General features: G+C 62.0%; 13 protein-coding genes. 7 read left to right on the top strand and 6 right to left on the bottom strand.

Features of this window, described 5'->3' with window-relative positions; translation table 11 throughout:
* Positions 1-34 precede the first annotated feature (34 nt).
* From fdhE to fdnG, 4 genes are all read right to left on the bottom strand, one after another.
* Positions 35-1,030 (bottom strand): formate dehydrogenase accessory protein FdhE, encoded by a 996-nt coding sequence (gene fdhE, locus AC57B6_RS14745; protein WP_496421598.1) that lies wholly within the window; start codon positions 1,028-1,030, stop codon positions 35-37.
* Between the two features lie 102 nt (positions 1,031-1,132).
* Positions 1,133-1,798, bottom strand: a complete 666-nt coding sequence (locus AC57B6_RS14740; protein WP_025647526.1) for a formate dehydrogenase subunit gamma — start codon at positions 1,796-1,798, stop codon at positions 1,133-1,135.
* Positions 1,785-2,717, bottom strand: coding sequence for a formate dehydrogenase subunit beta (gene fdxH, locus AC57B6_RS14735; protein ID WP_046571929.1), 933 nt, complete (start codon positions 2,715-2,717; stop codon positions 1,785-1,787). Before fdxH ends, AC57B6_RS14740 begins: the two co-directional genes overlap by 14 nt.
* 9 nt (positions 2,718-2,726) lie before the next feature.
* Complete coding sequence (gene fdnG, locus AC57B6_RS14730) at positions 2,727-5,795, bottom strand: formate dehydrogenase-N subunit alpha (RefSeq protein WP_281664484.1); 3,069 nt, start codon at positions 5,793-5,795, stop codon at positions 2,727-2,729.
* Positions 5,796-6,018: 223 nt separating this feature from the next.
* Here fdnG and AC57B6_RS14725 point away from each other — a divergent pair, with 223 nt between their 5' ends.
* From AC57B6_RS14725 to AC57B6_RS14705, 5 genes are all read left to right on the top strand, one after another.
* Positions 6,019-6,423: a beta-xylosidase gene (locus AC57B6_RS14725; RefSeq protein WP_496421597.1), complete on the top strand. Its 405-nt coding sequence runs from the start codon at positions 6,019-6,021 to the stop codon at positions 6,421-6,423.
* A 126-nt stretch (positions 6,424-6,549) separates the two neighbouring features.
* Entirely contained in the window at positions 6,550-7,614 is a 1,065-nt protein-coding gene (selD, locus tag AC57B6_RS14720) for a selenide, water dikinase SelD (protein ID WP_025496711.1), read from the top strand.
* Positions 7,615-7,743: 129 nt separating this feature from the next.
* Positions 7,744-8,811 carry a tRNA 2-selenouridine(34) synthase MnmH gene (mnmH, locus tag AC57B6_RS14715; RefSeq protein WP_496421596.1) on the top strand — a complete coding sequence of 356 codons (1,068 nt, stop codon included), beginning with the start codon at positions 7,744-7,746 and terminating at the stop codon, positions 8,809-8,811.
* Positions 8,812-8,836: 25 nt separating this feature from the next.
* Positions 8,837-9,892, top strand: coding sequence for a permease (locus tag AC57B6_RS14710; protein ID WP_496421595.1), 1,056 nt, complete (start codon positions 8,837-8,839; stop codon positions 9,890-9,892).
* A gap of 3 nt (positions 9,893-9,895) precedes the next feature.
* A complete protein-coding gene (locus AC57B6_RS14705) occupies positions 9,896-10,030 on the top strand; it encodes a hypothetical protein (protein ID WP_025496059.1) in 135 nt (44 codons plus the stop codon).
* Positions 10,031-10,085: 55 nt separating this feature from the next.
* On the opposite strand, the gene AC57B6_RS14700 is transcribed toward AC57B6_RS14705, so the two are convergent.
* Both AC57B6_RS14700 and AC57B6_RS14695 read right to left on the bottom strand, forming a co-directional pair.
* Positions 10,086-11,396, bottom strand: a complete 1,311-nt coding sequence (locus AC57B6_RS14700; RefSeq protein WP_496421594.1) for an MFS transporter — start codon at positions 11,394-11,396, stop codon at positions 10,086-10,088.
* A 219-nt stretch (positions 11,397-11,615) separates the two neighbouring features.
* The gene (locus AC57B6_RS14695) at positions 11,616-12,359 is read right to left on the bottom strand and encodes a GntR family transcriptional regulator (protein ID WP_496421638.1); all 744 of its coding nucleotides are present in this window, start codon (positions 12,357-12,359) and stop codon (positions 11,616-11,618) included.
* Between the two features lie 155 nt (positions 12,360-12,514).
* Here AC57B6_RS14695 and AC57B6_RS14690 point away from each other — a divergent pair, with 155 nt between their 5' ends.
* Both AC57B6_RS14690 and AC57B6_RS14685 read left to right on the top strand, forming a co-directional pair.
* A complete protein-coding gene (locus tag AC57B6_RS14690) occupies positions 12,515-13,813 on the top strand; it encodes an MFS transporter (RefSeq protein WP_028194368.1) in 1,299 nt (432 codons plus the stop codon).
* A gap of 2 nt (positions 13,814-13,815) precedes the next feature.
* Positions 13,816-14,703 (top strand): amidohydrolase family protein, encoded by an 888-nt coding sequence (locus AC57B6_RS14685; protein ID WP_496421593.1) that lies wholly within the window; start codon positions 13,816-13,818, stop codon positions 14,701-14,703.
* Positions 14,704-14,766: the final 63 nt, after the last annotated feature.

Here is a 14,766-nt window from a genome sequence, read left to right as displayed (position 1 = left end):
AATCCTCGTTCTTCGGTCGGGTTTCAGTGGCATTTCAGTCCGATGCGCCGGAAGACTCAGCCGCGGCGCTACCCTGCTCCGGCCACAGCCACGGATGCGGCGACGCGCGCCGATAGCCTTCCGCGCCCATCAGCAGATCCAGCGTGAGACTGGCGAGATCGTCCGCGAACGGCTCGAAATCGTAATCCTTCGACTGAATGCCGATCTTCCGGTAAGTATGGCATTCGTCACACGACTCCGCCTTCAAGGCCGCATTCCTGGAATCGGCCTCCCGGGCGGCTTCGTCCGCGCCCTGTGAGCCGACAGCGTGATAGGCGATGCCTTTGGTCGAATCGCAGTTCGAACATTTCGCACGGACCATATGCCACTCCGTGGCACACAAACCGCATTGCAGGTAACGGTAATTGTCATACGCGCCGCCCACGCGCACCAGACTCGCTACCGGATGCGATCCGCATACCGGACACAGGCCGGGCGTCTCGAGGTACGGCACGTCGCGCCTGTCGACATCGGCGGCAAGATCGGTCCACACCACTTGCAGCGCGGCCATGATGAAGGGCGCGCAGGCCGGATCGACTTCGTCGAAACGCTGCGCGAAGATCGCATCGGCCTGCGCTTCGAGCGCGGCTCGATCGAGTGTCCGCAGTCTGGCGAAGAGCGCTTCGAGCGGCGGCGTGAGCGGGCCGGCGGCTTGCACCTTGTCGACCAGTTGCAGCAAAACATCGTGCCACGCCGGATCGCGCACACCGGAGAGCGCCGGAATCAGCGGCATGGAATGCTGTTGCGCGCTCGCGATCAACTCTGCGGACGGCGGCTGAGCCTTGAAGCCGGTAATCACGGCTTGCTGGGCGTCCGCCAGCACGGCCATCAGGCGCAAATAGCCGGCGATCGGATTGCTGAGCGCCGCCAGTTGACGCAGCCGCGCGGCACGTGCCGAGAAGACCGCCAGCCGCTCTGGCGTGCGGATGCGGGGAATCGCCGTGTGATCGAGCGACTCGATATCGCCGGCTTCAAGAATACGTTGAACCACAGTATCGACCTCTGAAAACTGAAGAGCCGCCGCAGTTCGTCGAACAAAGGCGGCGGCTCGGGGTACGGTGCGCGGCAAGCCGCGCCGCGCGTCTTGCCGATCCTACTTGTCGATTATTTCCTTGAACCAGTTCGGATGATGCTTTCTTGCCCACCCGTAGGTCACGGTACCCCGCGTCATCGCACCGATCGAACCCTTGACCCACAAGGCCGCGTAAATATGCACGACGATACCGACGATCAGCACGAACGCCGCCGCGGCATGAACCAGCGCCGCGAGGCGGATGATCTCGATCGGGAAATAGAACGAGAAATAGCGCCGCCAGATCACAATGCCGCTCGCCAGCAACAGAAGCAGGCAAATTACCATAGTGAAAAATAGCAGCTTTTGACCGGCGTTGTACTTTCCGATCGCGGGGAGCTTGTCCTCGCGATTGTTCAGCACGTCGTCGATCTGCTTCATCCACTGAATGTCGGCGCGGTCGAGAAGGTTGTGATGCCAGAAGCGCAACGCAAGAATCAGAAACGACAGGAACATCACGCAGCCGACAAACGGATGCAAAATCCGCGTCCACTGCCCCCCGCCGAAGATTGCGTACAGCCACGACATCGCCGGATGGAACATGGCGAGTCCGGACAGCGCCAGCAGCACGAACGTGATCGCCGTGATCCAGTGATTCGTCCGCTCATTCGGCGTGTAACGCTCGATCAGGCTGTTGCCCCTCACATCTTTCAGCACAACGTGCCGATGGTTGTCAGCGTGCTTCATCGGATGCCTCCCGCGAACGGCGTGCTTCGTCGGCTTCATGCTGTGCTTCGGCTTCGTCCGCCTCCGTCACCTCGTTCGGACCAACCCGCGTGTAGTGGAAGAAACCCGCTATGGCCGCGAACGCAATACCGGCCAGCGCCAGCGGCTTCGCGAGGCCCTTCCACAGATAAACCATCGCGCTGATCTTCGGGTTCTGCGGCAAGCCGTGGTACAGCGTGGGCTTGTCGGCATGATGCAGCACGTACATCACATGCGTGCCGCCCACGCCGGCAGGATCATACAAACCGGCGTTCTCAAAGCCGCGATCCTTCAGATCCTCGATCCGGTCCGCCGCCTGCTGCTTCATGTCTTCCTTGGTGCCGAACATGATCGCGCCGGTCGGGCAGGTCTTCACGCAAGCCGGTTCCTGGCCGACAGCCACGCGATCCGAACACAACGTGCACTTATAGGCACGGTTGTCCTTCTTCGAAATGCGCGGCACGTTGAACGGGCAGCCGGTCACGCAGTAACCGCAGCCAATGCAGTTTTCCTCGTGGAAATCCACAATGCCATTGGTGTACTGCACGATCGCACCCGGCGACGGACAGGCCTTCAGACAGCCCGGGTCCTCGCAGTGCATGCAGCCGTCCTTGCGGATCAGCCACTCGAGATCGCCCTCAGTGTTCTCATACTCCGAAAACCGCATGACGGTCCACGAATGCTCGCTCAGATCGCGCGGGTTGTCGTAGATGCCGGTTGTCGTGCCGATCTCGTCGCGCAGATCGTTCCACTCCATACAGGCGGTCTGACACGCCTTGCAGCCGATGCATTTCGACACGTCGATAAGCTTGGCGACCGTGCCCGTCACCGGCTCGCGCACTTGCGGTTCAGGCAAGGTCGTGGCCGAGAGGCGTTTGATATCCAGTGATTGCAGTGCCATCTCTTTTCCTTATGCCTTTTCGACCTTGACGAGGAACGACTTGAATTCCGGTGTCTGCGAATTCCCGTCGCCCACGGAGGGCGTCAGCGTATTGACGAGATAGCCCGGTTTCGCGAGCCCCTTGAAACCCCAATGCAACGGCAAACCAACGGTCTGAACTTTCTTCCCCTCGACCATTAGCGGCTTGATGCGTTTGGTGACGAGCGCGACCGCGATGATGTGGCCGCGGTTCGACGACACCTTCACCCGGTCACCCGCCACCACGCCCACCTCCTTCGCCAGATCCTCGCCGATCTCCACGAACTGCTGCGGCTGCACGATCGCATTCAAGCGCGCGTGCTTGGTCCAGTAGTGGAAATGCTCGGTCAGACGATAAGTGGTCGCCGTATGCGGGAAATTCTCGTGCGTGCCGAACGCCGCCCGGTCGTCCGGGAACACGCGCGCCGCCGGATTGTTGACGGCCGCCTTGTTCTCAGGATGCAGCGGGTTGTAGCCGAGCGGTGTTTCGAACGGTTCGTAATGCTCGGGGAACGGTCCTTCCACCAGACCATCGCGCGAGAAGAAACGCGCCACACCCTCCGCATTCATGATGAACGGATTCATGCCGTTTTCCGGCGGTTCGTCCACCTTGAAGTCGGGAATGTCCGGTCCGCTCCACGTCTTGCCGTTCCACGCGATCAGCTTGCGGGTCGGGTCGAACGGCTTGCCGCTGACGTCGCACGACGCGCGGTTGTACAGGATCCGCCGGTTCGCGGGCCATGCCCACGCCCAGTTCAACGTATTGCCGATGCCTGTCGGGTCCGAGTTGTCGCGCCGGCCCATCTGGTTGCCCGCCTGGGTCCACGCGCCGCAGAAAATCCAGCAGCCGCTCGCCGTGCTGCCGTCGTCGCGCAACTGGGCGAAACTTGCCAGCTGTTCGCCCTTCTTTGCGAGAACCTTGGTCTTGTCGGTGGGATCCGTGACGTCGGCGAGCGCACGACCGTTGAACTCCATCGCCAGTTCTTCCGGCGTGGGGCTTTCCGGGTCGGCGTAAGGCCAGGTCATGTTGAGAATCGGATCGGGATACTTGCCGCCCTGCTCCTTGTAGGCGCGGCGCATGCGCAGCCACAATCCCGACATGATCTCCAGATCGCTTCTTGCTTCGCCCGGCGGCGTGGCGCCCTGCCAGTGCCACTGCAGCACGCGGCTCGAGCTCACCAGCGAACCGCGTTCTTCCGCGAAGCACGAGGTAGGCAAACGGAAAACTTCCGTTTGAATCTTCGACGGATCGACGTCGTTGAACTCCCCGTAGTTCTTCCAGAACTCCGACGTTTCCGTGGCGAGCGGATCCATGACGACGAGCCACTTCAGCCTGGCCAGACTCGAACCGATCTTGGCCTTGTTCGGCGCCGCCGCGAGCGGGTTGAAGCCCTGCGCGATGTAGCCGTTCATCTTCCCCTGATTCATCAGTTCGAAGACTTGCAGCATGTCGTAGGACTTGTCGAGCTTGGGCAGATAGTCGTAGCCGAAGTTGTTCTCGGCGGTGGCGTTATCGCCCCACCATGACTTCATGAAACTGACATGGAACGCGCGGTAATTGCGCCAGTAGCTCAACTGGTTCGGCCGCAGCGGCTGGCTCGCCCGCTTCGCGATGAACGCGTCGAAATCCTGTTCCGCTTCCATCGGCAACGTCATGTAACCGGGCAACAAGTTCGACATCAGGCCGAGGTCGGTCAGGCCTTGAATGTTCGAGTGCCCGCGCAGTGCGTTCATGCCGCCGCCCGCGATGCCGATGTTGCCCAGCAGCAATTGCACCATCGCGCCGGTGCGGATGATCTGCGCGCCGATCGAGTGATGCGTCCAGCCAAGCGCGTACAGGATCGTGCCGGCACGTCCGGGCACGGCCGTCGACGCCAGCATCTCGCACACCTTGAGGAATTTCTCCTTTGGCGTGCCGCAGCTCTTTTCGACCTGCTCGGGCGTATAGCGCGAGTAGTGCTGCTTCATCAGCTGATAGACGCAACGCGGATCCTGCAGTGTCGGGTCGACCTTGGCAAAGCCGTCGGCGCCGCGCTCGTAATCCCACGTGGTTTTGTCGTATGAGTGCTTGTCCGCGTTGTAGCCGGAATACAGGCCGTCCGTGAACGAGAAATCCTCGCGCACGATAAACGACATGTCCGTGTAATTCTTTACGTACTCGTGCTGGATCTTGTCATGCGTGAGCAGATAGTTGATCACCCCGCCCAGGAACACGATGTCCGAGCCGGTGCGAATCTGCGCGTAATAGTCCGCAACCGATGCCGTGCGCGTGAAGCGCGGATCGACCACGATCAACCTTGCCTTGCGATGCGCCTTCGCTTCGGTCACCCACTTGAAACCGCACGGGTGCGCCTCGGCTGCATTGCCGCCCATCACAAGAATCACGTCCGCGTTCTTGATGTCGACCCAATGGTTCGTCATCGCTCCACGGCCAAACGTCGGGGCAAGACCTGCCACCGTCGGGCCGTGTCAGACACGTGCTTGATTGTCGAATGCGAGCATGCCAAGACTGCGGACAGTCTTGTGCGTCAAATAACCCACTTCATTGCTGCCGGCGGATGCTGCGAGCATGCCGGTGGTCAGCCAGCGGTTGACCTTCTTGCCGTCTTCCGTCGTCTCGACGAAGTTCGCGTCGCGATCTTCCTTCATGAGTTTCGCGATGCGGTCGAGCGCGTCTTCCCACGAAATCCGTTTCCATTCATTCGACCCGGCCGCGCGGTACTCGGGATACTTCAGCCGGCTCGGGCTATGAATGAAGTCGATCAGGCTCGCGCCCTTCGGGCACAGCGTGCCGCGATTGACCGGATGATCGGGATCGCCTTCGATGTGGATGATGCTGGACTTTGCATTCTTGGCGTTGTCGCCCAGTCCGTACATCAGGATGCCGCAGCCAACCGAACAGTACGGACAGGTGTTGCGGGTCTCAGTGGTTCGCGACAATTTGTACTGACGGACCTCCGCCAACGCGGGTGCCGGCGAGAAGCCCATCAGGGCCAGACTCGATCCAGCTAGCGTGCTTGCGGATACCTTCAGGAACTGTCGCCGGGTCATGTGGGGCATGAAAAGGCCTCGGCGTTTATTAGGGTACTGATAAGGATTATAGAGGCCGATATGTGTTCACGCAGCCACGTTCGCAGGCCGCCAGCCACGGGGAGATCCCTCTGTGTACGCGCTCTTTCCCGTGCCGACGTGGTCCCGCGCGAGAACGCCTTGCAGTCGGGCATTGTTCATGCTGGATCGATCACTGACTGTTCTCCTTCAACTTCTGGAATTCTGTGCTCCTATGTCTGATCGACTCGTTGCGCCTTCATCAAACCGCACCTTTTACTTCGCGAATGAAGGCCTGAATATTTTGCGTACCGGCCTGATCGCGAGCCGGCTGGCCCTTTCCGCTTCCCTCCTGAGCGGCGTGGCGCTGCTCGCGTTCAGTCCGGCTGGTTATGCGCAGATCACCCAGGGCAGTGGCTCGGAGCAGCAGGAAAATCGAACATCGCCGATGGGCTCGACGCCCGACCCCGCCGCCTCGGCGGTTCACGAATCAAACAAGCCGCAAGCGAAAGAAAACAGCGGCTCGCCAAAGGTGCGCGGTAAGACGGCGGGAAACGCTAAGGGCAACGGACACAAGCCCTCGGGCGCCGGCGGCTTTGAAAACGGCCTTTACGGCACCGGTGCGGGAAGCAATAAATAAGCAGACGAAGCGTCGGGCGAGGCGCGCACTGTTGCCGTTCGATAGCGCGCGTCAAGATCGCGCGTCAAACACGGCGCGGCGACAACCCTCATAATTGCGGTCATTCGAAGCCAAAGATTCGCGCCCATGACCGATACGCCCACGCCCACCAGCAGCTCGCCCCGCCTCACCAGCCTGTCGCACGGGGGCGGCTGCGGCTGCAAAATCGCCCCTGGCCTGCTCGCCGACCTGCTCAAGCGCAGCGCGCCGCTGCCGTTCTTTCCCGATCTGCTGGTCGGCAACGATACCGCCGACGACGCCGCCGTTTATAAGCTGAACGACGAGCAGGCGATCGTCGCCACCACCGACTTCTTCATGCCGATCGTCGACGACCCGTTCGACTTCGGCCGGATCGCCGCCACCAATGCGCTGTCGGACGTCTACGCGATGGGCGGCAAGCCGATCATGGCGCTGGCGATCGTCGGCATGCCGATCAATGTGCTGCCGCACGACGTGATCGCCGCCGTGCTGAAGGGCGGCGAGTCCGTCTGCGCGGAAGCCGGTATTCCCCTCGCCGGCGGCCATTCGATCGACTCGGTGGAACCGATTTATGGCCTGGTGGCGATCGGCGTGGTCGATCCGCGGCGTGTCAAACGCAATGCCGGTGCCCGAGCGGGCGACGTGCTGATCCTCGGCAAGCCGCTGGGCGTGGGCGTGCTGTCGGCGGCGTTGAAAAAAGACCGGCTCGATTCAAACGGTTATGCCGCGATGATCGCGGCCACGACCAAACTCAACCGGCCGGGCGCGGCACTATCCGCGCTCGATGGCGTGCATGCACTCACGGACATCACCGGTTTTGGCTTGCTGGGCCATACGCTGGAATTGGCCCGCGGTTCGCATCTGACTGCCCGTGTGCGATATGCGGACTTGCCTTGGTTGCCGGACGTGGTCGACTTCGCTGAAGCCGGCATTTTTACCGGCGCTTCCGGACGCAACTGGGACGCCTACGGTAAAGACATCGTGCTGCCGGCCTCACTGCCGTCGGCGGGCCGCACCCTGCTCACCGATCCGCAAACCTCCGGCGGCCTGCTGGTTTCGTGCGCACCGGACGCGGTCGACGAGGTGCTCGCCCTGTTCCGCGCCGACGGTTTCGCCGACGCGCGGGTGATCGGCGACATGGTCAGCGGAGAAGGGCGAGTCGAAGTGCTCTAAGGAGCCGGCCGGCTGACGGACGAGCCGAACCTGAGCGCCCGAAGGCCCGGCTGGGCGGCCCGCCAGCCCGCATTCACGGCGCATGCGATAATTTCGCTTCTCCAGCCGGTCTGTTTCGCCCGTAACCCCTTGAAAAACCTACTCGTCAGCCTCGATCAAGCCGGTGATTTCGATGAAATCATTGACGTGCGCACGCCTCTCGAATTCGCCGAAGATCACATTCCCGGCGCGCTGAATGCGCCTGTGCTGAGCAACGAAGAGCGTGTGCTGGTCGGCACGACCTACAAGCAGGTTTCGCCGTTCGAAGGCACACGGATCGGTGCGGCGCTGGTGGCGCGCAATATCGCGCACCATCTGGAAACGACGTTTGCCGACCGGCCGCGCAACTGGCGGCCGCTGATCTACTGCTGGCGCGGCGGAAAGCGCTCGGGTTCGGTCACGACGCTCTTCAATATGATCGGCTGGCCGGCTCGCCAACTGGACGGCGGTTATAAGGCCTACCGGCGCGCGACACTGGACACGCTCGACGCATTGCCGAAACAGTTCAGGTATATCGCACTGGTCGGCCCGACGGGCAGCGGCAAGACGCGTCTGCTCGAAGCGCTGCATCAGGCGGGCGCGCAGACGCTGGACCTCGAAGCATTGGCGGCGCATCGCGGCTCGCTGCTGGGCGCGTGGGCGGGTGTCGCCCAGCCGTCGCAGAAGCGCTTCGACACGTTGCTAGTGTGCGCCCTGCGCGGCTTCGATCCCAAGCGGCCGGTTTTCGTCGAAGCGGAGAGCCGGCGGATCGGTGCAATCACGCTGCCGCTCGCGCTTCTCGATACGTTTCACCAGGCCGCCTGCGTCGACGTGCTGTCGAGCCACGAAGACCGCGCGGCGTTCCTGCTGCACGACTATGCGCATCTGTTCGACGACCCCGAATCATTGAAAGCGCAACTGCAGAAGATGATCGGCTTGCATAGCCGCGAACGTGTCATGGGCTGGCAAAAACTCGTCGATGAAAATAGCCGTGCTGAACTCGCGCGGGAACTGATCGAACGGCACTACGATCCGGCCTACACGCGCAGCAGCCATCAGCATTTCGTCCGCCTGCCGGATGCACTGCCAATTCATTTCCGGCCCAATGACGCCGATGTCGTTGAACAGGCCAAAGCACTGCTTGCGCAACTCGATCACAGCGCGCTCGCTGTGATCTGATCAAAAAACTAACGCTAAGACCATCATGCAATCAACCCTTCGACAGCCCCGCGTCGCCCTTGGCTGGATCGTCTTTCTGCTGATCGCCGTCGTCGGCCTCTTCTACGTGAAGTGGTTCCCGTACTACAACCGCGCCTTCGTTGCCGCGAGCCAGCACTCCATCGGCAAGTCGATCCTGATGGGCACGTCATCGAGCGCGCCGGCGGCATCGTGGCAGGCGGCCATCGATTACGCGCTGGCCTACGGTAAGGCGATCTGGCAAGCCATGGTGCTTGGCCTTCTGCTGGGCTCGGCGGTGCAGGCGCTGATTCCGCCGCAGTGGGTCGCCCGTGCGCTCGGCCGGACCGACTTCAGCAGCGTGGTGAAGGGTGGCCTGATGTCGTTGCCGGGCATGATGTGCACGTGCTGCGCGGCACCGGTCGTGGCCGGCTTGCGCGCCCGTCAGGCGGCGCCGGGCGCGGCGATCGCGTTCTGGCTCGGTAACACTGCCCTCAATCCGGCCACGTTGATCTTCATGGGTTTCGTGCTCGGCTGGCAGTGGATGGGCTTGCGGCTCGTCCTCGGCCTCGTGACGGTGTTCGGGCTCGGCTATCTGGTGAACCGGATGGTGACGCCGCAAGAAGCCGAAGCCTCGCGCGAAGCGATGGCGCAACTCGTCACCACCGACAACCCGGGCACCGCGTTCACACGCTGGGTGAAAATCCTCGGCACCATGACGCTGCGGCTGATTCCTGAATACATCGTGCTGGTGCTGATTCTCGGCGCGGCGCGGGCATGGCTGTTTCCGCACATTGGACCCGGCATCGACAACAGCCTGCTGTGGATCGTCGCTTTGTCGATTGCCGGCACCTTGTTCGTGATCCCGACCGCGGGCGAAGTGCCGATCATCCAGGCCATGCTGTCGTTCGGCATGGCCGCCGGCCCGGCCGGGGCGTTGCTGATGACGTTGCCGCTGATCAGCGTGCCGTCCATGGCGATGCTCGGCCGACCATTTCCGAAGCGCGTGCTGACGGTGGTCGCACTCGCGGTTGTGGTTTGCGGAGTGGTCAGCGGCTTGCTGGCTGTCGCATTGGGGTTTTAAGGCATGAAACGCATTGCAGCATTCGCCGCGACGAGCTGGTCGGCCGCGGCCCTTCTCTACTTCGGACAGCATTCGGTAGCGCTGATCGTGATCAGCGGGGTAGTCGCGCTGGCCGGCTTCGATCTGTTCCGGCCGTAAGGCGCGATACGTTCGCGCGGCCAGCCGGATTCTCCGGTGCCGCGCCATGCGCGACCTACGTTGAACGAATCGTCGCCGACTCGAGCACCATCCTGCGCCGCGCACCGATCAGCGCGGCGAGCGCCGTGCCGATTCCCAACGTGAACAGGCATGCCGTAGGGACCAGCATCGGCGCGATCTGACTGTGCGCCACCTTGCCGACGTAAGGCATCAGATTCTGTCCGGCAAAGCCGCCCAGATTGCCGATCGCGTTGATCGCCGCCACGCTCGCCGCGGCTCGTGCGCCCGAGAAGAAGCGCGGAGGCAACGACCAGAAACACGGATAGAGCAACGGAATGCACGCTCCGCCCAGACATAGCGCGGCAAAGCGCAACGACGCGGTCGGCAAGATCAGGCTCGACGCGAAGCACACGACGCCAATGCCGGCCACCCCGCTCATCGCCTTCAGCACGACGCGCTCACGTTTGAGCTTACCGGGCAGCCACAGCAGAAGCAGCGTCGCGAGCGCCCACGGAATCATGTTCAACACACCGTTGAGCGACGACGATACGCCATCGCTTTTCAGCAGCGTCGGCATCCAGTAAGTCACGCCGTACAACGACGTCGACATCAACATGTATGTCAGCGCGAACATGAGAACCTTCGGATCGAGCAGCGCACCCCATGGCCGGCTCGATTTGGCGTCTTCCGACGCTTCCCGCTTCAGCGCGGCAACGACGACATCCTTCTCCTGCTGCGAGAGAAACGGCGCGTCCTGCACTGAATTCGGCAAGAACCTGAGCGCGACAAACGCAATCAGAATGGCGGGAATACCGGTGGCGATAAACACCCACTGCCAGCCCGCGAAGCCCCATGTACCGCCCAACGTCAGCAGAAGACCGCCCACCAGCGAGCCCAGCATGTTGGCGAGCGAACTGCCCAGTGTGAAGAAGCCGAGCACTTTGGTGCGATAGCTTTGTGGGAACCACTGCGTCAGGTAGTAGATGACGCCGGGATAAAAACCGGCTTCGGCCACACCCAGTGCGAAGCGAAACGAATAGAAGACGGGCAGCGAGCGCGCGAATGCCATCAGCACCGTGACCACGCCCCAGGTCATCATGATGCGGGCGAGCCAGGTCCGGGCGCCGAAACGATGCAGCGCCAGCGTGCTGGGCACCTCGAAAATAAGGTAGCCGATGAAGAAGAGCGAAGCCCCCAGCCCGTATGAAGCTTCCGTCATGCCAAGGGCATGCACCATCTCCAGCTTGGCGAAACCGACGTTCTGGCGGTCGATAAACGAAATCAGAAACATGACGATCAGCAGCGGCATCAGCCGCCACGCCATCTTCCTCATTACCTGCTGCTCAAATCCTGCCTGCGTAGACATGTCCGCTCCGGTTTTCTCGCCGGCCGCCGTCGACGCTCGTCAGGCGGCAGGTCAGCCGCTACGTCGACAGAATTTGAGGGAACGGCCAGATTGATGTAGTCATATATATGTTTATATGAACTGGCGTCGAGCGCCATGAGGTGATACCCCAATAGGCGCGTACGGTCTGCGGGATGCCAGCGGAGCGCTGGGTCAGCGGGATTCCAGCGGAGCGCTGGCTTAGCGGATTTCCACCTGGTACTGAAACGTCGTGGCGGCGCCGCGAGTGCTGCGCCATTCGAACGGCGTGCCGGCGAAGTCCAACGCGACACGCTGAACCTGAATAACGGGGCTGCCGGCCGCTATATCGAGAAGCGAAGCATCTTCGGACGTGGCCTGTTCTACATTTAGAATTTCCGTGGCGGACGCCACGATCTGCCGGCACAGACGTTCGTACAACGGATACAGCAGGTCTTCGAAATCGCCAAGCGGGAGCGTGGCCAAGGGTTCGAAACGCGCACGCGGCAACCAGATTTCTTCCGACAGAACCGCCTGACCTTCAATCAGGCGCACACGCGACAAATGGATCGCTTTCTCGGCGGTTTTCATTCCCAAAGCAGCGCGAATTTCTTCGCGGGGCTTGACGATTTCGCGCTTGAGCACGCGCGCTGTCGGCCGCACCGGTTTGCCGTCACGCGACTTGAAGCGGAAGAAGCGAAACAGCGACGAATCGAAACGCGGCCGCCGGATGAAGGTGCCCTTGCCCTGGCTGCGCGTGAGCACGCCGTCGGCAACGAGCAGGTCAATCGCCTTGCGAACCGTTCCGGTGGAGACGTTGTAGAACTGCCCCAACTCCGCCTCTGTGGCAATGGCTTCCTCGAGCGCCCATTCGCCTGCAGCAATGCGGCCAACCAGATCGTCACGCAATTGCTGATAACGGGGCAGCCGATCGTCCGGCTTGGTCACAAAAGAGGCCGCTTGCATGGTGCTCATATAGTTGTTCAGAGGAGTAACTACTGTACAACATCGCGCGACAACGGCGTGAGCAAGGGTTAATACTCAATGACTTTCCACGGCGTTAAGGCGATCATTCATGTAGTCATATATATGACTACATGAATGGCATAACGGAGACGGCTATGTTCACGTGGTACAAGCAGGGCACGCCCCTGGAACGCAACACATTTTGGGGATGCTTTGCGGGTTGGGGGCTCGACGCGCTCGACGTGCAGATGTTCACCCTGGCCATTCCTGCGATCATTGCCGCGTACGGCATCGACCATACGCAGGCCGGCGCGATCAGCAGCGTGACGCTGATATCTTCGGCGCTGGGCGGTTGGATCGCGGGGGCCTTGTCGGACCGCATCGGCCGCGTCCGGACCTTGCAATTGACGATCCTGTGGTTTGCCGGCTTCACGTTCCTCTGCGCGTTCGCGCAAAACTTCCCGCAACTGCTGGTTCTCAAGGCGCTGCAAGGATTCGGGTTCGGCGGCGAGTGGGCAGCAGGCGCGGTATTGATGGCGGAAACCATTCGTACCGAACATCGCGGCAAGGCCATGGGCGCCGTGCAAAGCGCCTGGGCGGTTGGCTGGGGCGCGGCCGTGCTGGTGTATGCCGTGGCGTTCTCCTGGTTGCCGTCGGACACCGCATGGCGCGTGATGTTCGCCGTCGGCCTGGTGCCGGCCGGCCTGGTTCTATTCGTACGGCGCAATCTGAAGGAGCCGGCACGCGTCGCGCCGGTAAGCAGCGCACCCAGCCCCTCCGTGCTCGGGCAGATCACCCAGGTTTTCCAGCCGCGTGTGCTCAAAACCACCGTGATCGGCGCCGTGCTCGGCACCGGCGCGCATGGCGGGTACTACGCGATCATGAGCTGGCTGCCCACCTTCCTTGCGAAAGAGCGGCACCTGTCGGTTCTGAACACCGGCGGTTATCTGGCGGTTGTCATCGTAGCGTTCTGGTGCGGTTGCATGGCGAGCGCCTATCTGCTCGATCGCATTGGGCGGCGGCGCAATATCGCCCTCTTCGCGTTCTGCTGCATCGTCACGGTTCTCGCTTATGTCATGCTGCCGTTGACCAACACACAAATGCTCGTGCTCGGCTTCCCGCTCGGCTTGTTCGCCGCCGGCATTCCTGCCAGCCTCGGTCCGCTTTTCAACGAACTGTATCCGGCCGACATGCGCGGCACGGGGGTCGGATTCTGCTACAACTTCGGACGGATCGCCTCGGCGGGCTTCCCTGTCCTCGTCGGCTACATGAGTCATTCGATGTCTCTCGGCATGGCAATCGGCATCGATGCTGCCATTGCTTACGGCCTCGCGATGGTCGCGGTGTTGCTGCTTCCCGAGACCCGCGGTAAGCGTCTGCGTGGCGTGGTCGCTGAATCGGCACCCGATGCCGTCGACTCTGCGCGCCTGAACCTGGACACGCCGCGGAACTGATCATGAGCGACCCTGCATTGCTCGCGCAGTCCCGCGGTTGCCGCGTCGACACTCACGCGCACGTCTTCGAAAGAGGCTTACCGCTCACGGATGGCCGGCGCTACGCGCCGGACTACGACGCGACGCTCGACACCTATTTGCAGCTCCTGAACGCGCACGGCATCGAGCGTGCGGTTCTGGTGCAGCCGAGCTTTCTCGGGACGGACAATCGCTACCTGCTGCAAGCACTATCGCGAGACAGGCGTCGCTTGAGGGGCGTGGCGGTGGTCACGCCCGACGTTTCCGAAAAAGAGCTGGCCGCGCTGCACGCGCAAGGCGTAACCGGCATACGGCTCAATCTGATCGGGCAGGCGTTACCCGATCTGGCAGCGAATTCGTGGACGCCGTTGCTCGAACGATTGTCGGAACTGGGCTGGCACGTCGAATTACACCGCAATGCGCAAGACCTGGCACCAATGCTCGACCGGCTGCTGGAGGCCGGAGTACCTGTGGTCGTCGATCATTTTGGACGCCCCGACCCTCAGAAAGGTATTCGCGACCCCGGCTTCAGAAGCTTGCTCGGGTATGGCAAAACGGGGCGCGTGTGGATCAAGGTTTCGGCCGCCTACCGATGCGCGGCGCCGGGTTCTGATTTTGTGCGTGAGGCTACCGGTCAGCTCGTCGAACACTTCGGCGCCGGGCGGCTGATGTGGGGCAGCGACTGGCCTCACACCCAGCACGAACAGGTGATGAACTACGGCAAGTCGTTATCGACGCTGCTGGAAACCGGCCTGGATGCAACGGCGATCGACGCGATTCTATGTACAACCCCCGCGTCGTTCTACGGCTTCGAACAGGAGGCCGGGAAAGGTGACGCGTCGACAACGACGCTACTTCAACGCACTTCCTGAGCGAAGCCGCCACGCCAAAGACACAAAAGTCCGCCGAGCCTCATCGGCAACGGCGGACGGTTT

It is taken from the genome of Paraburkholderia sp. BGA-UO-ETr-F12, assembly GCF_059567945.1.
This window is presented reverse-complemented; position numbering and strand designations above follow the sequence as displayed.